13 protein-coding genes are annotated in these 18,382 nt (G+C 68.8%); 7 read left to right on the forward strand and 6 right to left on the reverse strand.

What is annotated here, in order from left to right; all coding sequences use genetic code 11:
• Window positions 1-292: 292 nt before the first annotated feature.
• On the reverse strand, window positions 293-880 hold the full coding sequence (locus OG878_RS07375; RefSeq protein WP_328886022.1) for a TIGR03086 family metal-binding protein: 588 nt from the start codon (window positions 878-880) through the stop codon (window positions 293-295).
• Window positions 881-961: 81 nt separating this feature from the next.
• On the opposite strand from OG878_RS07375, the gene OG878_RS07380 reads away from it, so the two are divergent.
• The 3 genes from OG878_RS07380 to OG878_RS07390 all read left to right on the forward strand — a co-directional run bounded on the left by OG878_RS07380 (window position 962) and on the right by OG878_RS07390 (window position 3,799).
• Entirely contained in the window at window positions 962-2,467 is a 1,506-nt protein-coding gene (locus OG878_RS07380; protein ID WP_328886023.1) for a bifunctional phosphatase PAP2/diacylglycerol kinase family protein, read from the forward strand.
• 105 nt (window positions 2,468-2,572) lie between these two features.
• Window positions 2,573-3,382, forward strand: a complete 810-nt coding sequence (locus OG878_RS07385; RefSeq protein ID WP_328886024.1) for a class I SAM-dependent methyltransferase — start codon at window positions 2,573-2,575, stop codon at window positions 3,380-3,382.
• A gap of 63 nt (window positions 3,383-3,445) precedes the next feature.
• A complete protein-coding gene (locus OG878_RS07390) occupies window positions 3,446-3,799 on the forward strand; it encodes a VOC family protein (protein ID WP_328886025.1) in 354 nt (117 codons plus the stop codon).
• 267 nt (window positions 3,800-4,066) lie between these two features.
• Here the strand turns inward: OG878_RS07390 and OG878_RS07395 are convergent, their stop codons facing one another.
• Window positions 4,067-6,037 (reverse strand): DUF5107 domain-containing protein, encoded by a 1,971-nt coding sequence (locus OG878_RS07395; protein WP_328886026.1) that lies wholly within the window; start codon window positions 6,035-6,037, stop codon window positions 4,067-4,069.
• A 244-nt stretch (window positions 6,038-6,281) separates the two neighbouring features.
• Here OG878_RS07395 and OG878_RS07400 point away from each other — a divergent pair, with 244 nt between their 5' ends.
• A complete protein-coding gene (locus tag OG878_RS07400) occupies window positions 6,282-6,617 on the forward strand; it encodes a DUF6204 family protein (protein ID WP_328886027.1) in 336 nt (111 codons plus the stop codon).
• A 367-nt stretch (window positions 6,618-6,984) separates the two neighbouring features.
• Here OG878_RS07400 and OG878_RS07405 read toward each other — a convergent pair whose 3' ends face one another.
• Window positions 6,985-7,170 carry a hypothetical protein gene (locus OG878_RS07405; protein WP_328886028.1) on the reverse strand — a complete coding sequence of 62 codons (186 nt, stop codon included), beginning with the start codon at window positions 7,168-7,170 and terminating at the stop codon, window positions 6,985-6,987.
• Window positions 7,171-7,524: 354 nt separating this feature from the next.
• Between OG878_RS07405 and OG878_RS07410 the strand changes: the two genes are divergently transcribed.
• From OG878_RS07410 to OG878_RS07420, 3 genes are all read left to right on the forward strand, one after another.
• Window positions 7,525-8,544, forward strand: coding sequence for a LacI family DNA-binding transcriptional regulator (locus OG878_RS07410; protein WP_328891163.1), 1,020 nt, complete (start codon window positions 7,525-7,527; stop codon window positions 8,542-8,544).
• A 164-nt stretch (window positions 8,545-8,708) separates the two neighbouring features.
• On the forward strand, window positions 8,709-10,016 hold the full coding sequence (locus OG878_RS07415) for an MFS transporter (protein WP_328886029.1): 1,308 nt from the start codon (window positions 8,709-8,711) through the stop codon (window positions 10,014-10,016).
• Window positions 10,013-12,874, forward strand: coding sequence for a family 78 glycoside hydrolase catalytic domain (locus tag OG878_RS07420; RefSeq protein WP_443049069.1), 2,862 nt, complete (start codon window positions 10,013-10,015; stop codon window positions 12,872-12,874). Before OG878_RS07415 ends, OG878_RS07420 begins: the two co-directional genes overlap by 4 nt.
• A 99-nt stretch (window positions 12,875-12,973) precedes the next feature.
• On the opposite strand, the gene OG878_RS07425 is transcribed toward OG878_RS07420, so the two are convergent.
• The 3 genes from OG878_RS07425 to OG878_RS07435 form a co-directional block, all read right to left on the reverse strand.
• The gene (locus OG878_RS07425) at window positions 12,974-13,246 is read right to left on the reverse strand and encodes an ROK family protein (RefSeq protein WP_443049070.1); all 273 of its coding nucleotides are present in this window, start codon (window positions 13,244-13,246) and stop codon (window positions 12,974-12,976) included.
• Window positions 13,247-13,688: 442 nt separating this feature from the next.
• Entirely contained in the window at window positions 13,689-14,348 is a 660-nt protein-coding gene (locus tag OG878_RS07430; RefSeq protein WP_328886032.1) for an MSMEG_1061 family FMN-dependent PPOX-type flavoprotein, read from the reverse strand.
• A 479-nt stretch (window positions 14,349-14,827) separates the two neighbouring features.
• Window positions 14,828-18,073, reverse strand: coding sequence for a glycoside hydrolase family 3 protein (locus OG878_RS07435; protein WP_328886033.1), 3,246 nt, complete (start codon window positions 18,071-18,073; stop codon window positions 14,828-14,830).
• Window positions 18,074-18,382 lie beyond the last annotated feature (309 nt).

Consider the following 18,382-nt stretch of genomic DNA (forward strand, 5'->3'; position numbering starts at 1 on the left):
ACAGGCATCGATGGCGATTGAGGCGGCCCGACATGGCGAGGGCACGTTCGGCCCGTCGCCGAATCCTCCCGCTTACGAGCTTACGGAGCGAGGACGTCACCTGCATCCCGGTTCGCCGCGGTGGTACGCCCACCTCGCGCGTTCGATACGCCGGCCAAGGGACGGAATCACGAAACATGGGCCGGTCACGACCCACTTGCCGCAGCAATGCCGGTGCGGCCACGCCGCACCCGTCGCGGCGGAGGCCCGCGCCCGCCCCGCACGCCGGTCCATGACGCCCGGACCGGATGCGTCAGGCCCGGCGGCCGAGCAGGGCGAGCAGTTCCGTCTGCGGGCCGGCATCCTTCGCGGTCTCGACCGCCGGGGCGAACAGGCCGGTCTGCGACAGATCCTTCGCGTACGGACCGACCTCGCGGCGCGTGAACTCGACCAGTTCCTCCGGCAGCCGTTCGTCGGCGCCGATCGCCCGGGAGAGGTCCCAGGCGTGAATCACCGCGTCGCTGACCATCTGCGCGCAATACGCGTCGGCGGCGGTGTCCCCGTACGAGAGATTCACCGTCCGCTCCAGCGCCCCGGGGGCCGCGAGCGCTGTGCGGGCGTCTGCCGCCGCCCGGTCCCACGCGGCGGCGGGATCGTCGCCGAGCACATCGCCGTCGAAGGCGTCACCGACCTCGGCGACGGTGCGGCCCTCCGTCACCAGCGGCGGGACCCAGAGCTGCTCGACCGTGAGATGGGTGACCAGATCACGGACGGACCACTCGGTGCACGGCGTTGCCGCGGACCATTGGTCGTCCCGGACGGCGTGCACCCGGTCGGTGAAGAGCCGCAGCGCCTCGGCGTGACGGTCGAGAAGTTCCGGACCGGGGGAAGAAGATGCCATGTGACCACTGTCTCCGTCCTGAGATCCGTCCGCGAGCGTGGCCTGTGCTTGGGCGCGACCGAGGAGGGTATCCGCAGTCCCATGTCCTCACCGAGCCACGCTTCGTCCGTCCCGTCGTCCACCGGTCTGCGGACCTGGCTGCACCAACGCGACCTCGCCGCCTTCCGGGGTGTGGCGGGCAGGCACTGGCCGGGCGCCGACCGCGTACTGCCACGGCTGAGCCGCGGCGCCGACCACGGGCTGCTGTGGTTCGGCGCCGCCGTGGGCATGGCAGCGCTCGGCGGCAGCGCCCGGGCCCGCCGGGCCGCGCTGCGAGGGGTCGCCTCACTGGCGGTTGCCTCGGCCGCCATCAACACCGTGGGAAAGGGCGCGGTGCACAGGGAGCGGCCGCTCCTGGACGTCGTCCCGGTGCTGCGGCAGCTCAAGCGCCAGCCCTTCACCACGTCCTTCCCGTCCGGACACGCCGCATCGGCCGCGGCCTTCGCGACAGGTGTCGCCCTCGAATCGAAGGGCTGGGGTGCGGCGGTCGCCCCGCTCGCCCTGGCCGTCGCCGCCTCCCGGGTGTACACCGGGGTCCACTATCCGAGTGATGTGGTGGCAGGTGCCGTGCTCGGCGCAGGTGCTGCGTTCGCTCTGCGCGGTGTCGTACCGACGCGCGGGCAGCTGCCCGCACCGGGCAGGCCGCCGGCCGATGCGCCCGCGCTGCCGCGCGGCCGGGACCTGGTGGTCGTCGCCAACCGGGAGTCCGGGACCGCGACGGCCACGGCCTCGCTGGTACGGAACGCGCTGCCGCTCGCCGAGGTGGTGGAGTGCGCACCCGGTGAACTCTCCGCCGAGCTGGAGCGGGCGGCCGGACGGGGCCGCGCCCTGGGCATCTGCGGGGGCGACGGCACGGTCAACAGTGCGGCGGCCGTCGCGGCCTCGCACGGTGTGCCGCTCGCGGTGTTCCCGGGCGGAACCCTCAACCACTTCGCGTACGACCTGGGCATCGAAACGGTGGACGACGTCTGTGCGGCGCTCACCGCGGGTGACGCGGTACGGGTGGATGTGGGCCGCTTCCGGCCGGGGCCGAAAGCGCGCGACGGTGCCCCCGGCTACTTCCTCAACGCGTTCAGTCTGGGCGTCTATCCAGAACTGGTCCGGTCCCGCGAGCACTGGGCACCGCGCATCGGCAGCTGGCCGGCGGGCCTGGTGGCGGCGTTCCATGTCCTGCGCGGGCAGCGCCCGCTGGAGGCCGAACTGCAGGGAAAGCGGCGGCCGCTGTGGCTGCTGTTCGTGGGCAACGGCATGTTCCAGCGGGTGGGACCTGCGCCGGGACGGCGGCACAACCTGGCGGACGGCCTGCTGGACCTGCGGGTGGTGCACGGCGGCCGCTCGCCCGGTCTGCGACTGCTCGCGGCGGCCGTCGCGGGCCCCCTGACCCGCTCCCCCGTCCACGCCGCGGAGCGCCGCCGTCAGGTGCGCATCTCCGGGCTGGCCCCTGGGACTCCTTACGCCTACGACGGAGAAGTCGCTGAAAGCGAAAGGGAGTTGCTGATCGACAAGCTCCCGGAGGCGCTGACCGTGTACTGCCCGCTGCCGATATAGGGCTGTCCACATGGCAATACTCCCATCTCACCATCCGGCATCTCGGCGTAGGGTCGACGCATCGCTCAGCGCTTCACCTCACATTCCGAGAGAGGACGCACAGCCATGCCGAAGGAGACCGCCGTCTACACCCACGGCCACCACGAGTCGGTGCTGCGCTCGCACCGCTGGCGCACCGCCGCCAACTCCGCGGCGTATCTGACCGGTGAACTCCGCCCCGGCCTGGCGGTGCTGGACGTCGGCTGCGGACCCGGCACGATCACCGCGGACCTGGCGGCGCTGGTCGCCCCCGGCCGGGTGACCGCGGTCGACACCGATCAGGGCGTCCTGGACCAGGCCGCCGAGGTTGCTGCCGAACGCGGCCTGGACAACGTCGAGTTCACCACCGCCGACGTGCACGCCCTGGACTTCCCCGACGCGTCCTTCGACGTCGTCCACGCCCACCAGGTGCTCCAGCACGTAGGCGACCCGGTGCAGGCACTGCGCGAGATGCGGCGGGTCTGCCGCCCCGGCGGCATCGTCGCCGCCCGCGACAGCGACTATGCGGCGATGACCTGGTACCCCGAAGTGCCCGGCCTTGACGCGTGGCTGGAGCTGTACGGCCGGGTGGCCCGGGCCAACGGCGGCGAGCCGGACGCGGGCCGCCGGCTGCTCTCCTGGGCCCGGCAGGCCGGCTTCACCGACATCACTCCGTCGGCCGCCGCCTGGTGTTACGCCACCCCCGAGAACCGGGTCTGGTGGAGCGCCCTGTGGGCGGACCGCACGGTCGGCTCGGCGTACGCGAAGCTGGCCGTGGGCGGCGGCCATGCGACCGCCGGACAGCTGGCCGAGATCGCGGCGGCCTGGCACGGTTGGGGCGAGCAGGACGACGCATGGTTCATGGTCCCGCACGGCGAGGTGCTCTGCCGCGCCTGACGCGCACGGAGGCCGGGCCGGAATCGATCACAGGGAGCCGGCCCGCCAACTACCCTGATCTGTATGGAGATTCTGGGCACCACGCTGCGTATATGCGTCGACGACCTGGAGGCCGCGGTGGCCTTCTACGAGGATCTGACGGCCGGCCGGGCGCTGCGCTTCGAGCGCGGCGGTGTCTCGGTCGCCGCGATCAGCTGCTTCCTGCTGATGAGCGGGCCCGAGTCGGAGCTGGAGATCCTGCGCAGGGTGACGGCGACGATCGCGGTGAAGAATGTCGACGACGCACATGAGTCACTGACCCGGGTCGGTGCCCGGATCGTCGCGGGCCCGGTGCCGACCCCGGTCGGGCGGAACCTGATCGCCGTCCACCCGGACGGGTCGGTCTTCGAGTACGTCGACCGGAACCCGCCGGCCTGAGCCGGCGGGTTCCGGTCGAGGCGGCCGTCACCGCCGCCCCACGCCCACGTGCGCCGGCACCGCGTCCGCCGGTTCGCGCGTGGGCCGCCGGCCGTCCGGGGCGGCACCTCCACGATGTCGCGCAGGACCTGGCCGATCCGCTCGGGGTCGTGGGCGAGGGCGACGGGTCACCGCCGGTGCGGTTCGGCAACTGGCATGACCCTGCCGCTGCCGAACGCCCCGTTCCCCCACACGATCACATCTCGCTCAGCACCTGCCCGTACGCGGTCAACTCTGCGGCTTCATACGATAGTTGTACGCGTCCGGCAGCGGATCGTCGCTGACCGCGGTCCAGACCTCGTCCAGGATCTCCGCCCCTTCCCGCAGGTCCGCGACCTCGAAGCCCTCGTCGAATACGGCGCGCGCCGCCGCACGGTCGCCCTCGGCCAGCAGGAGACGGGCCTCCAGCAGGCGGAACCGGCCGCGCCGCCGGATCGCCGGCCGCAGCCCCGCCCAGACGGCGCGGGCCTTCTCGGGCCGCCCCGCGGTCAGCAGCGCCTCGATCGCCTCGCGGCCGAGGGCGGTGGTCGCGGCCGTCCACGCATCGCCGTCGTCACGGCGCTCCGCACAGAGGTCCTCGAACGCCTCGGCGTAGTGGTCGGCAGCCCTGTCACACTGGCCGCCCTCCTGGGCGGCGACGGCCAGGCAGCGCAGCAGCGGCCAGCGGGACGGGGCGAGGGCCAGACCTCGCTCCCAGCTGCGGACCGCCTGCGCACGGTCGCCCGCGTGCCACTGCGCGACGCCGAGGTGGTACTCGGTGAGGGGTGCGGCGGGGGCCGTCTCCAGCATGTCGCGCCAGTGGGCGGAGACCAGCGACGGTCCGGGCGGCACCACCCGGCGCGGCTCGGGGAAGGTGCCCTGGTCGAGCAGGTCCAGCCAGGGCGCCTGCTGCTCACCGAGCGTGGACTCGGCGAACGGCGTGCCCGGGAGCTCGTACTTGCCGCGCCGGACCTCGAGCGCGCCCCAGCCGGAGCCGGTGGCGAGGGACTCGCCGGGCTCCGTGTCGGCGTGCGGGCGCCAGGCCGCGTACGCGGCGTCGACGTCGGCGCGCGGCAGCGCCTCGGCGAGCCGCTGCTCCGTCTCGGCGCGGGCCGCGGCCCAGTCGTCGCCGTGCACGGCAGCGGGGTCGGCGCTCAGCGGTCCGTACGACTCCAGCCAGCTGAACTCGGCGCCGGGTTCGAGCGGGATGTGCTCCAGCTGGGTGCGGGCGAGTCCGGCCTGGATCTCCGCGTAGCCGACGGTGCCGGGTTCGGTGAGCCACTGCTGCCACCGGCGGCCGCCGGTCCCGCTGCCCCAGAGGAAGAGCTTGCGGCCGCGCAGCAGGTCGGTGGAGGTCTGGACGAGTCCGTGCCCGTCCTCGTCGAGGGAGGCGATCCAGCGGCGCGCGCCGTCGGGTACCTCGTAGAAATAGTCGGCGGGGAAGTCGCTGCGCAGCGGGTACGTGCGGTCGACGGAACCGGTCTCCGGCACCGGCACCCGGGTCAGGGTCCGCGCGTATCCGAAGTGCCAGGCCTCGTCGGCAGGGGCCAGGACCCTGGTCCGCGCGCCCTCGGGGACCGCGATGTTGGACCACCAGTAGACGGGTGCGGTGCGCTCGTGCGGATTCCGTATCCGTACCCCCACGTGGAGGAAGTCGGAGTCCTCCGGCAGCCACAGGTCCACCTGGAACGGCAGGTCACGCAGCCGCTCCCACTCCCAGAGGCGAACCATCTCACCGCCGTCGGGGGCAGGGACACGGGCAGCGTGCACCGGAGCGCAGGACAGTGTGGTGTGGCCGGTCGCGCCGATGTTCCACTCGATGCCGCCGGAGAACCATGCACCGTTGAGCGCGAAGTCGGCGGGCTGCAGGACGGGGTTGGTGTAGAGCAGCTCGCGGCCGGTCGGCTTGTGGTGGAGGGAGTGGATGCGGCCACCGAGACCGGGCAGCACGGTGGCCCGGATCCGGTCGTTCTCGATGACGATCGCGTCCAGCTCGGTGGGGGTGCGCTCGCGCCCGTACCCATCGAGAATGCGCACCGGCAGGACGGTGGCCAGCGGCTCGTAACCGATCTGCCGTGCCATGTCGCGCGGCAGGCCGGCCCGGTCGCGGTCGTCGACGACGTGCATCTCGTCGAGCGGCCGCAACGCCGGCAGTGGGTTCTCCGCCCCCAGCGGTGCGGCGGGCAGAGTCAGTACGGCACGTCGTACGGTCGTGGCCAAGGCAACCTCGCTCCCTCGCGCGGGCCGCCGCAGGTCCGGGCGCCCCCGATGACCATCGAACACGCTCAAAGCCACGCCGACCAGGGGCGAAGCCGTCACTCTTCGGCAAAAGCCGCCATGACCGGACCGGTGGGCGGCGCACCGGTCGTGCCGGGACGGGGACCCCGTAAATGCCGGGCACCGCGCCGCGTCGCCGTCGTAGCCTTGATCCTCGAAGACTCGAGCCAGGGAAGCGAAGAACACGATGAGCACCCAGCACACCTACCGAGTGATCGTGCGCGGCACCTGGGAAGGCCTCACCGACGAGGCCCGCGCCCGCCTGCTGGCCGAGGTGGAGCAGCACGGCCTGGCGGCGATGCAGTTCACCGAGGAGGGCTCGCTCACCTACGACGCGGTGCTCAAGCATTTCAGCTTCCGGTACGTGGTCGTCTCGGATGCCGGGGACGGCGAGGAGATGGCCTCCGCGATCGCCGAGGACAGGGCGGAGACGACGCTGAAGGAGTACGGATACGGCTATGGCCGGCTTCGCTCCACAGCGACGGACATGGACACCATGAAGATCAACTACAAGGGGCGGTGAACGTCGGGGGTGGCGTGACGGCGGGCCAATGGCTGCTACAGGAGCGCTGACCAGCGCGACCCAGGGACCGCTTGTCACCTGAAGTCTCGCCATTCCACAGGAGCACGAGTGTCGAGATCCGGAGTCAAGGCCCGACCGATTTACCGGCACCCACGAGTCGCCTCAAGGTATCGGCGGCAGCGCCTGATAGACCTCGGCGAGGGCCCCGTCGGACGACGCGTTCCGTCGTCGTCGACGGCCGTGTGGACGTCGTGCACGATCACGCGGGTGATGCCGTCGAACACGGTCGGACCGGTCGGCCGGGAGGGCAGTCCGGAGCAGTCGACTTCCTCCAGCGCGACGCGGAGTTCGGCAAGATCGCCCGGCTTCATCCTGCCGGACCGGTGCTCCCGCTTGGGGGGGTGACGACAAGGTATCCGCCGTCGCCGTAGACGACGAGGGAGTTGTGCCGTCCGTCGATGCCGCCGCTTTCGGTGAAGGTGACGAGGACGGTGTCCGGGTCCGGTGCGCTCGTGGAGGTACTCGGTGCGGGTTGCAGTGGGGTTCCCGTCACGCCTGCCCTCGGGCGTGTCCCCGTGCCCGGCGCAGCCCGTCACGCACAGGGTCACGATCACCAGCCCTGCCACGCCCGTCTTGCGCTTCATAACCGTCCCCCGACCGCCTCGGCGCGTGCGGTGTCGCACAGGGAGTATCCAGTGCCTGCGTCGAGCCGGAAGACAGTGCGGACACACACCGGCACCAGGCCGTCGTCCACCACACCCCGGCCCCTGGGTTCGCCGGGGGCTCTCCCGCCACATCCCGCTTCCTGCCCGGGCCGTCCAGGTCACTTCTCATGTCGGCACTACGATGGACGCAGCAAGGCGCCGGTACGGGCGAGGAATGAGGAGTACTCCTGAACAAGGTCACCATTCGGGACGTTGCCGAGTTCGCCCAGGTATCCCAAGCCACCGTTTCGAACTACTTCCACAAACCGCGCAAGCTCTCCGACACCACTCGGGAGCGGATTCGGCAAGCGGTAGAAGCGCTGGGGTTCGTGCCCAACGATGCGGCACGCATGCTCCGCACCGGAGTGAGCCCGGTGATCGGCTACCTCGCGTTCGAGCTGGCGAGCGCGACGACACCCGAAATTGCGGCTGCCATCGAGCGACGCGTGTCGGCTCACGACATGTATCTGCTGATGGCCAACGACATAGGTTCGCGGGACCGGGAGCGCGACTACCTACAGCTGTTCGAGCAGCAGCGCGTGGCCGGCATCATCGTCTCGCCCGTGGGTGACGTCGAGGCCGAGCTGGCTCGGCTGCGGCAGCGCGGTATCGCCAGCGTCCTCAGCGCCCGGCGCGCAAACTCCCCCACTCAGGCCGCGGTCTCGACGGACCATGTCGCGGGCAGCCGCCTGGCAGTCCAACACCTGATCGAGCTGGGCCGCCGAAAGATCGGATTCGTCGCGTCCTCACTGGACCTGCAGCAAGTAGCCGACCGACAGCGGGGAGCCATGTCGGTGATCGAGCTGGTGCCTGATGCCACCCTGGAAATCATCTCCGTGGCCGAGCGGACGGTGGAAGCTGGTATCGCCTGCGCCGACAGCCTCGCCCGTCGCGCCCCCGCCGACCGGCCTGACGCGCTCTTCTGTGCCAACGACCTGCTGGCCATCGGCATGATCCAGTCCTTCACCGCAGGCCGGCGCATCCGCGTACCGGACGACATCGCGGTGATGGGCTACGACGACATCGAGTTCGCCCAGTCGACCATCGTGCCGTTGAGCACTGTGCGGACACCTCATGCCCAGTTGGGCACGGCCGCGGCTGATCTCCTGTTCGACGAGATCGACCTTCTACGTGACCCTGAACGTGCGGACGAGGAGCGCAGAGCCCCCCACATCGAGTTTTCACCCGAGCTCGTGGTGCGTGCCTCCACCGTCGGGACCTGAACCTGCCGCAAGCCTATGGCGACTGATGGCCGAGGTAAATCGTTTCACCTTTTTCGCTTCAACCCCTTGACTGGACCGAGTTGCAACGTGTTTTCATGTGCAGAACGAAGGTAAAACGTATTACCACCCGCTGGGGCACCGTCGGGTGAAGGATGGAGTGCCTCATGGCGGAGATGAACGCGGCGCCGCCGCAGCTTGACCGCAGACACTGGATGCTGGCCGTAGCAGCCGGCATGGCGTCATTCCTCGACTCCGGCGCAATCATCTCGGTCGGTCTAGGACTGGCCTTGTGGAAGAAGAGCTTCGGTCTCGATGTCTGGACGGTCGGCGTACTGGGATCAACACTCACGCTGTTCATCGCCATCGGTGCACTGACCGGAGGGCGCGTCGCCGACCTCATCGGCCGTGGGCGGGTGTTCTCCCTGACCATCTTGCTGTACGCCGCAGCCGCCCTGGCAGTGTCGTTCGCCCCCAACGCGGGTGTCCTGGTCGCTGGCGTCATCGTGATCGGTGTTGCCGCCGGAGCCGACCTGCCCACCTCGATCGCCGTACTTTCAGAACGAGCCCCGGCCGGTGCTCAGGGAAGGCTCGTGGCATTCACCCACGTGATGTGGACGGCCGGCGTGGTCTTCACGACGTCCCTGGGCTTCGCCGTATCCACGCTCGACACGTTCGGCATCAGGCTGATTTTCGCAACACTCGCAGTGCTCGCCGTCGCCACCTTCGTCTTCCGCGCGTTCTACCCGCCATTTCGGCAGCTGGAGGCCGAAGCCGACACCCGGCACGCTGCCGAAGGGGTCGACCCTTCCCACGCGCTGCCGCTACGCACGCTGCTCCGCGACCGAAACTTTGCAGTCATGATCCTCCTGACCGCGCTCTTCTATCTCTTCTTCACCCTGGTCGCCAACACCTTCGGCTCCTTCAAGACCTACTTCCTTGTCACTGTCGGCGACACCACTCAGAGCTTCGCGACGGCCCTCTCCTTCGTCACCACCCTCATCGGCCTGGCAGGCACGATCGTCTTCACCCGGATCGCCGACACAAAGTGGCGCAGCCGCTTCTTCGTCGCCGGTGTCATGGTGTTCACGACATGCCAACTGCTCATCGCCATCACAGGCGGCGTCGTCCTGCCCGTGATGATCGTCGCGCTCGTCCTCTACAACATCGGCTTCCCCTTCGTCGGCGAGGCTCTCTACAAGATCTGGACCCAGGAGTCGTTCCCGGTCAATACCCGGGCAACGGTGCAAGGGGCCACCATGGCCGTCGCCCGCTTCATCGCATCAGCGTTCGCACTCGTCACCCCGGCGCTCATCGACTGGAGCCCTTCCGGCCTCTACTACCTGCTGACCTCCTTCGCGCTGGTCTCCGGTTTCATCGGAATGCTCATCATTCGCCGTGTCCAGAAGGACCCCGTCCGAGCAACTGCAGCACCACGCGACCTGTCCACCCTTGTTGCCGGAGACGCCCGATGACCGCCGAGGACCGCTTGGTGCACGTCCACGCCCCGCGCATCGGATGGACCGACGACCCCTTCGTCACAGACCCCTGCCCCCCACTGTCCTGGAAGACGGCCACCACGCGGCCCTCCTGGATGCAGGCTGGAGCCGACCTTGCCATCACCCGGGACGGCGTCACCGCCACGGTCCGCATCGACGGATCCGAATCCGTGCTCGTCACCTGGCCCTTCGCACCGCTGAAGCCGCGTGAGTCAGCCCGCATCCGTGTCAGGGTCCACGGCAAGGACGGATCGGCATCCCCCTGGAGCCCAGAGACAGAGGTCACGGCCGGCTTCCTTCCTCCCGATGACTGGCAGGCCCGCTTCATCGGTTCCGGATCCGACGCACCCCACCTGATGCGCGGCAACTTCGACGTCCACGGCACGGTGCGCCGCGCCCTGCTGCACTCCACCGCCTTCGGCGCCTATGACATCCACGTCAACGACGTCCCCGCCGACGACGCCGAGCTCAAGCCTGGCTGGACCAGCTATCAGTGGCGTGTGAACCTCGAAGTATCCGATGTAACCGCGCACATCCGCCCAGGCCGCAACACACTCGGAATCACCCTGGCGGGCGGCTGGTATACCGAACGGTTCGGCTTTCGTGACGCCGCCTGCCGCTTTTACGAGGGAGCGCCGGCCGCGGCTGCCCAGCTCACGCTCGAGTATGAAGACGGCACCGTGGAGACCGTCATCACCGATGAACGGTGGCGCTGGACACGGGCCCCCGTCGTGTCCGCGAGTCTCTATCAGGGCGAGATCTACGACGCCCGGCTGCAAACGCCGGGATGGTCCATCCCTTCGTTCGACGACTCGGACTGGGACCCCATCCGGATCGTCGCCGTACCCGTGGTCACGCCCACCATGCGCTCTCTGCCGCCGGTCCGCGTGACCGAACATCGCGCTGTCGAGCGCGTTCTCACCACACCCAGCGGTAGGACCGTCCTCGACTTCGGCCAGAACCTCGTCGGCCGCATCCGCATCCGGGTCGCGGGAGAACGGGGGCACACCATAACCCTGCGGCACGCCGAGGTCCTGGAGCACGGAGAACTCGGCACACGCCCACTCCGCAATGCTGCTGCGACCGACCGCTACACCCTCAGCGGAGACGGCGAGGAATACTGGGAGCCCAAGTGGACCTTCCACGGCTTCCGCTACGTCGAAGTCGACAACTGGCCAGGTCCGTTCAGACCGGAAGACGTGTCGGCCGCCGTGATTCACACCGACATGGCCAGGACCGGCGACTTCACCACCTCCCACGCCCTCCTGCAGCGATTCCACGAAAACGTCGTGTGGGGCATGCGCGGCAACTTCCTTTCCGTCCCCACGGACTGCCCGCAGCGCGATGAGCGCCTGGGGTGGACGGGAGACCTCCAGGTCTTCGCCCCGACCGCCGCGTTCCTGTACGACTGCGATGCATTCCTCCGCTCGTGGCTGGAGGACGTGATGCACGAACAGAGCGCCGGGGGTGGTGTTGTCCCCATGGTCGTGCCGGCCGTGATCCCGCAGGTGCCGGGACTGTCCGAACCGGTCGCCGCCTGGGGAGACGCCATCACGGTCGTGCCGTCGGTCATGTGGGAGCGCTTCGCCGACCAGGACATGCTTCGGCGATCCTTTGACGCAATGGCCGCATGGGTCGACGTCGTGCACGCACGAGCCGGTGAGTCTCTGCTGTGGGAGGAAGGGATTCAGTTCGGTGACTGGCTCGATCCGGACGCACCTCCAGAGCGTCCGGGCGAGGCCAAGACCGACGCGGGGATCGTGGCCACCGCCTACTTCTTCCGTTCTGCAGACCTGACTTCCAAGGTTGCGGCCCTCCTGGGGCGGGAAGCCGACGCACGCGAGTACGCGGACTTGGCCGAACGTATCGCCCGCGCCTTCCGCAGCGCGTACATCACGCCCGACGGGCGCATGATGTCCGATGCCCCCACCGCGTACGCACTGGCCATCGTCTTCGGCCTCGTACACAGTGACCGACGGCAGGCCATGGGGAACCGCCTGCGCGACTTGGTCCGGTCCGCCGGCTACCGCATCAGCACCGGCTTCGTCGGCACCCCGATCATCTGCGATGCGCTCACCGCAACCGGCCACGCGGCGGCCGTGTCACGCCTGTTGACCCAGACCGAGTGCCCTTCGTGGCTGTACCCGGTCACCATGGGCGCGACCACCGTGTGGGAACGCTGGGACTCCATGCTCGAGGACGGCTCGATCAACCCGGGCCAGATGACCTCGTTCAACCACTACGCGTTGGGCGCTGTGGCTGACTGGCTGCACCGTGGCGTCGCCGGGCTCGCGCCACTGGAACCGGGCTACCGCGTCATCCGGATCGCACCCACCCTGCTGGACGAGCTCGACGATGCATCGGCATGGCACGAGACACCGTACGGGCGCGCCCGTGCAGGCTGGCGACGCGAAGGCGCGAAGGTGTACTTCCATGCTGAGATACCGCCGAACACCCAGGCCATCGTTGAGCTCCCTTCCGGTACGCGTTACGAGGTGGGCAGCGGGGTTCACACCTGGGTAGAAGTCCATCCGCCAAATTCCCTGACGCGAAGCCCGTTGAGTCTCCGCAGCAGCCTGGCCACGATCATTGACGACCGACAGGCATACGAGGCGGTGCTGAACGCAATCCGCACCATTGATGAGTCGCGCGCTGAGACATTCCGCCGAACAACTCGTTGGAGGCCGGGCCGGGAGCTTCGGGAACCCTTGGACAAAGCTCCCGTCACCATCCTTGCGGCGGTGGAACAAGCGCTCGCCGGCCTGCCGAGCTGCGACCCCGTAGTCCAACAAGCGGCCCTCCCGGCTCCAGATCCTGCCCGGGCTGATCAATGATTGCTGTCCGAACTCGTCGACGAGCGCCGGCCTGAGTGGCGCTGGAACCGGCCACTGCAGGCGAGGGTCACTGGTGAGGAAGCCCGATGAGGGCCTTCCTCACCGGTCACGGGAACTATGTCGAGGCCGGCGGCGATGGCGGGCGGACATCACGGTCTCCTGGCAGCCGCGGTTGGCGCAGCGGCACATCTCCGTGTGACCGGGCAACGAAGTGTGCCCGATCTCGCCGGCGAAACCCGCCCCGAGTCGGTGTCGAGCGGACCGGGAACACCCGCCGCATCGCGGCGAGCTTGTCGATCCCGACGGACGCCCGTAGTCCGCCGAGCAGCCTCGCGGCATGGTCGATCGCCTCGGTGGCTCGCAGATCGACATCGGAGTCCACCCGGTCCTCGGCGATTGGGCTGCCCAGGGAGTCGCCGAGCGCGACGTTGATGCGGTTGTGACCGAAGTCGATCGCCGCCACGGGCGCGCGTCCCGGAGTACGACCAGGAGAATCGCCGCGGGTCGCCCACCTCCAGAGCCGGGCCCGCCGCCCTCGGCCTCGTCTCTGTGACACGTTCATCGGCGAGCAGACGCGACGCAGCGTGGTTGACGGTGCTCCGGGACAGTCCGCTGAGCTCGACGATCAGGGCACGAGTCGCGCGGCCGGCGGACTGGATGTACCGGAAGGCGTCCCCGCGTGTCCGGTCCCGGGGCGAAGAGCCTGCTGGCTACTGGGAGATGCACAGATCCAACGGGCTCCCCCCGATTGATCTCGGGGCGTGCCGGCCTGGGGTTCGGCTGGCCGGTGGTTCCGCAATCGCAGGTCGGCCCGTTACTCGTACCGGTACTTCAGCGAGTCCGCTTCCGCCTGCTCGATGTCGGCGATCGTCAGCTCCGGCATCCGCAGTTGGGCCAGCGTCACCTCGGCCGAGGCCGGCTGGGTGTCTGCCGACAGCCACTCCTCCGGCTTCCAGGCCCGGCTGCGCAGCAGCGACTTGGGGCAGTGCGGGTAGACCTCCTCGATCCCCAGCACCAGCGCACTGGCCGGCGGCTTGCCCACGGCGGTCAGCTGCGACAGCAGCTCCGGGCGGGTGGAGACGCAGGCCCGGCCGTTCACCCTGAGCGTCGTGGTGCGCCCCGGAATGACGAACAGCAGCCCGGCCCGTCCGGTGGCCACGACGTTCTGCAGGGTGTCCAGACGCTTGTTGCCGGTCGCGTCCGGTATCGCCACCGTCCGTGCGTCCAGGACGGCGACGAACCCGGCGGGACCGCCGCGCGGGGAGACGTCACAGTTGCCCTCGGTATCCGCGCTGGCGACCAGGACCAGCGATGAACAGCCGATCAACCGCCGTGTCTGCTCGGTGAGTTCCGTCATCTGCTTCCGCACGGCCGCGGCGCTTGGGAGTTCGTAGACCCGGCGCAACGCCTCCTGGTCGGGCACGGCGTCGAGGCGGAGCGAGTCGAAGGCACTGTCGGCAAGGGGTGTCGTCATGCCTCCGACCCTAATGGGCCGACCTGCGATTGATCTTGGTCGGTGAGTGTGGGGACACGGAGACGGCCTCGCGAGTTGTCTGATATGTGAAGATCAAACAGGCCTGCGCGGCCATGTCCCATCCTGCCTTCTGCGGGCTGTCGCGCCGGCATCTGGGTGAGTTGGTCGCGGAACTCGCCCCGCGCTGGGTGGCGCGCTGTGAGTCCGGGCGGCATGGGCGAGGTGAGGGCGACCGTTGGCGGGAGGCGGGGGCCGGGCCGCTCTGTTGTGCCGGCGGATTCGTCGAGTTGGCCTCGATGTGCAGCGGGAGCCCGTCGCATCCGGAATCCCATCTGGCCTATGAGAACGCTCGTCGGAGGGGGCTTTGCTTCCTGCCCCGGCCGGACGTCCGAGCGCCCCCGGCCTGAGGGGAAGCAGACCAGGGGCGGCGGCGTGGTCGGGGCGGGTGACGGCGTCGGGGCCGCCGTCACCCGGCGGGGTCAGTGACCCGTGTGCTGCTCGTCCTGGCCGTCGTTGTGACCGGACTTGTGCTGGTTACCGGACGCGCTCGCCACCTTGCCCAGGGTTGTGGTGACCGCGGGCTCCAGGTTCTTGAACTGGGAGGTGTACGGGCCGACCTTGATGCCCTTCACCCCGTTGAGACCTGCGAGCTCCTGGAACGACGAGCTCTGCGACGCGGTGGTGAGGACACGGATCGCGCTGCGCTGCAGGTCACCCAGTCGGAGCGGGTAACCCTGAGCGGGGTAGTCGCCCTTCAGCGCCACGGTGTAGGCGACCACCGGGCTGCTGTCGTCGCCCTCAGTGGCGTGTTGGACACCCGTGATGCTGATGCCGGCCTTCTGGGCTGCGCTCAGCGCCGTGCTGCTCGGGTCCAGCAGAGCGGTCACCGCGCGGTACGCGTCGTCGACGGAGGTGAACGTGGCGTTCGGCGTGAACACCTGGTTGTTTATTGCGTCCGTGACGGTCTCACCGGACTGCGGCACCTGGGACAGGTCCGTCTTCTGGTCGACGGTCGTCGTCACGACCGTGCCGCCGTTGGCCGAGGGGGTGAGGCCGCCGAACTGCCAGGTGTAGCTGACCTGCCCGTTGGAGCGGGTCCTCTTGTTGTAGGTGGGCAGGCCCGAGATGTCGATGGCCGGCGCCACCTGCTTGATGGCGTTGATGATCTCGGCCGGGTTGCCGCCGGGCTCGATCAGGTCGTTGCCGGCGTACATCGAGGTCAGTGCGCCGTGGCTGCCGCCCCAGTCCGACATGACCGTGCCCTTGTAGCCCCACTCGCCGCGCAGCACGTCGGTGAGCAGGTCGTAGTTGCTGGCGGTCCAGGTGCCGTTGAGCTTGTTGTACGAGCTCATGACGGACATCGGCTGCGCGGCCTTGACCGCGATTTCGAAGCCCTTGAGCTCGATCTCGCGCAGTGCGCGCTCGCCGACCACCGAGTTGCTGGTGGTCCGGTTGGTCTCCTGGGAGTTCTCGGCGAAGTGCTTGATGGTGACGCCGACGCCGGGGAGGCTCTGGACGCCCTCGGTGGTGGCCGCGGCGGTCAGGCCGGCGATCAGCGGGTCCTCGGAGTAGTACTCGAAGTTGCGGCCGTTGAGCGGGTCGCGGTGGATGTTCATGCCCGGGGCGAGCCAGAGCTGGACACCGTACTCCTGCATCTCCTCACCGACGGCCTCACCGACCTGAGAGACCAGGCCGCGGTCCCAGCTCTGGGCGAGCAGGGTGCCGATGGGCCAGGCGGTGCCCCACTGGTACGTGGGGTCGGTTGTGCCGATCTTCTGCGTGAGGCGCAGCCCGGCGGGCCCGTCCGACAGCGCCATGCCTGGGACACCGAGCTTCTCGTAGTTCGGCGTGGTGTAACCGGCGGCGCCCTTGGCCGTGAGCGTGGTGCCCGCGGTGCTGGACCCTTCGACGATGTCGGCGAGCTGGGAGACGTTCAGGCCGGCGACGAACTGTTCGATGGTCGCCTTGCCCTTGGCGACGTCGTACAGGGTGGCCGACGTGTTCGTCGACACGTTCTTGACCTTCTCACCGGTCTTCGGGCGGTAGGCCGCGCCGGTGCCTTCCCAGTTCTTCTGCTTCGGGTCGAGGTACACCGTGGTCGAGGAGATCTTGTCGCCGTCGAGCGCGTAGTACGGGGAGGACGAATCGACGGCGGTGTCCTGCTGATAGGGCGAGGCCTTCTGCTCGGTACGGAACGAGCGGGGGTCGAGGCTGATCCGGCGGGCCCGCGCGATCTCGGTCTGCTCGCCCGGGTAGGTGTAGAAGTCCTTCGGGGAGCTGGTGAGCTCTGTGTCGGGCGCCTGGTCGTTGAGCTCGGTGTGGTCCTGCTCGGTGACGACGGTCTTCGAGAGGTTCAGACGGGCCGCGACGTGGGTGTTCCGGGACGAGTTGCCGACCCGCACGACGTAGTCGCCCGCGTCCATCACGTAGGCCGCACGGGACTCGTCGTAAGAAGCGAGTGAGGCGGTGTCGAAGCTGATCGTCACCATCTGGGACTGGCCCGGGGCGAGGTTGTCGGTCTTCGCGTAGCCGGTCAGCTGCTGGTACGCCTTGTCCAGCCCGGTCTGCGGGGCCGACACGTAGACCTGGACGACTTCCTTGCCACTGTAGCTGTGCCCGGTGTTGGTCACCTTCGCGGTCACCTTCACGGTGTGGGCGTCGGCGTTGACCTGCTGCGCCTTGATGTCGAAGGAGGTGTACGACTGGCCGTAGCCGAAGGGGTAGTTGACCACGCCCGCCGGGTCGGCGGGGTCGATCTTCTTGTAGAGCGAGTCGAAGTAGCGGTACCCGACGTAGATGCCCTCGGTGTACTGCTCCAGCAGGGGGTCGCCGTCATTCCTGGCGAACGTCGAGGAGGCCGGGTAGTGCGAGTAGGCGGACGCCCAGGTGTCGGTCAGCTTGCCCGACGGGGTGACGGTGCCGTTCAGCACCTCGACCAGGGCGTTGCCGCTCTCCTGGCCGGCCTGGCTCATCAGCAGCAGCGCGTCGAGCGCCTGGCCGCCGGGGGCGTCCTTGACCTCGTCGTTGATCTGCGGGAAGAACGACGTGTCCACGACGCCGCCCGTGTTCAGGACCACGACGACACGCTTGTACGTCTGACCCAGCAGCTTCAGGTTGGCACGCTCGGTCGAGGTGAGCTGGTAGTCACCCGGGCCGGAGGAGCGGTCCGCGCCTTCACCGGAGTTCCTCGCCACGACAAAGACCGCGGTGTCGGTGGGGGCTACGGGCGCGACGCTGGCAGCCGTCAGCGACTGCTCGACAGAGGCGTAGTCGACGCTCGAGCCGAACGTACTGCCGGTGGTGCTCGGGTACTTGGTGTCGTAGGCCTGCGTCATCGCGGACCAGTAGGCATCGCTCGTCGTGACGTTGTAGCCGGCATCCGTGAGCCCCTGACGGGCGGAGATCGTGTACCGGTTGTTGACGTTGCCGGAGCCCGTGCCGCCCTTGACCGTCTTGTAGGCACCGACGCCGAAGAGCGCCACGTTCCCCTTGCGAGAGATCGGAAGCGCATGATCGTGATTCTCGAGAAGGACCATGCCCTGGGTGGCGGCCTCCCGTGACAGCGCCGCGTTCTTCAGCTCCAGCGTGGCCGGGTTGGGGTCGGAGGTCGCCGCGGTCGCCGCGGGCACTCCGGTGAGGACGACCGTCGCGACGACTGCGGTGGCCGCAGCGAGGGCGATGGCCCGGCCTCGGCGTGCACTGCCGGATATTCCTGTGGGGTACATGTCAGTATGTCCTCTCGCAACCGCATTGTCCAGATAGGCAGTTCATGCCGACGGGCAAACCTCCTGCCCAGAGGTCCACCGAAGGATCGTCCGCTCGATGCGAACGGAGCTGACCTTAGGAGGGACCTTTTCCATGGTCAATGGTTAAAACACACGGGATCTGACGAAGTTTTAGGTCAATCATTGGCTAATTGATTGATCAACTCTCCTTGCGTTCCGACAAAGAGAAGTCGGCTACGCTGCTGCCATAAGGACAGGTCAGAAGCATTTTCCCAGCTGCTTCATGCCCGGAACCAGTTCCGGAGAGCC

It is taken from the genome of Streptomyces sp. NBC_00316 (genome assembly GCF_036158715.1).
Lineage (GTDB): Bacteria > Actinomycetota > Actinomycetes > Streptomycetales > Streptomycetaceae > Streptomyces.

Bases quoted from the DNA above. Each gene is read 5' to 3' on its own strand.
- OG878_RS07375 (WP_328886022.1), bottom strand. From the start codon at position 880: ATGGCATCTTCTTCCCCCGGTCCGGAACTTCTCGACCGTCACGCCGAG.
- OG878_RS07380 (WP_328886023.1), top strand. From the start codon at position 962: ATGTCCTCACCGAGCCACGCTTCGTCCGTCCCGTCGTCCACCGGTCTG.
- OG878_RS07385 (WP_328886024.1), top strand. From the start codon at position 2,573: ATGCCGAAGGAGACCGCCGTCTACACCCACGGCCACCACGAGTCGGTG.
- OG878_RS07390 (WP_328886025.1), top strand. From the start codon at position 3,446: ATGGAGATTCTGGGCACCACGCTGCGTATATGCGTCGACGACCTGGAG.
- OG878_RS07400 (WP_328886027.1), top strand. From the start codon at position 6,282: ATGAGCACCCAGCACACCTACCGAGTGATCGTGCGCGGCACCTGGGAA.
- OG878_RS07415 (WP_328886029.1), top strand. From the start codon at position 8,709: ATGGCGGAGATGAACGCGGCGCCGCCGCAGCTTGACCGCAGACACTGG.
- OG878_RS07420 (WP_443049069.1), top strand. From the start codon at position 10,013: ATGACCGCCGAGGACCGCTTGGTGCACGTCCACGCCCCGCGCATCGGA.
- OG878_RS07425 (WP_443049070.1), bottom strand. From the start codon at position 13,246: ATGTCGATCTGCGAGCCACCGAGGCGATCGACCATGCCGCGAGGCTGC.
- OG878_RS07430 (WP_328886032.1), bottom strand. From the start codon at position 14,348: ATGACGACACCCCTTGCCGACAGTGCCTTCGACTCGCTCCGCCTCGAC.
- OG878_RS07435 (WP_328886033.1), bottom strand. From the start codon at position 18,073: ATGTACCCCACAGGAATATCCGGCAGTGCACGCCGAGGCCGGGCCATC.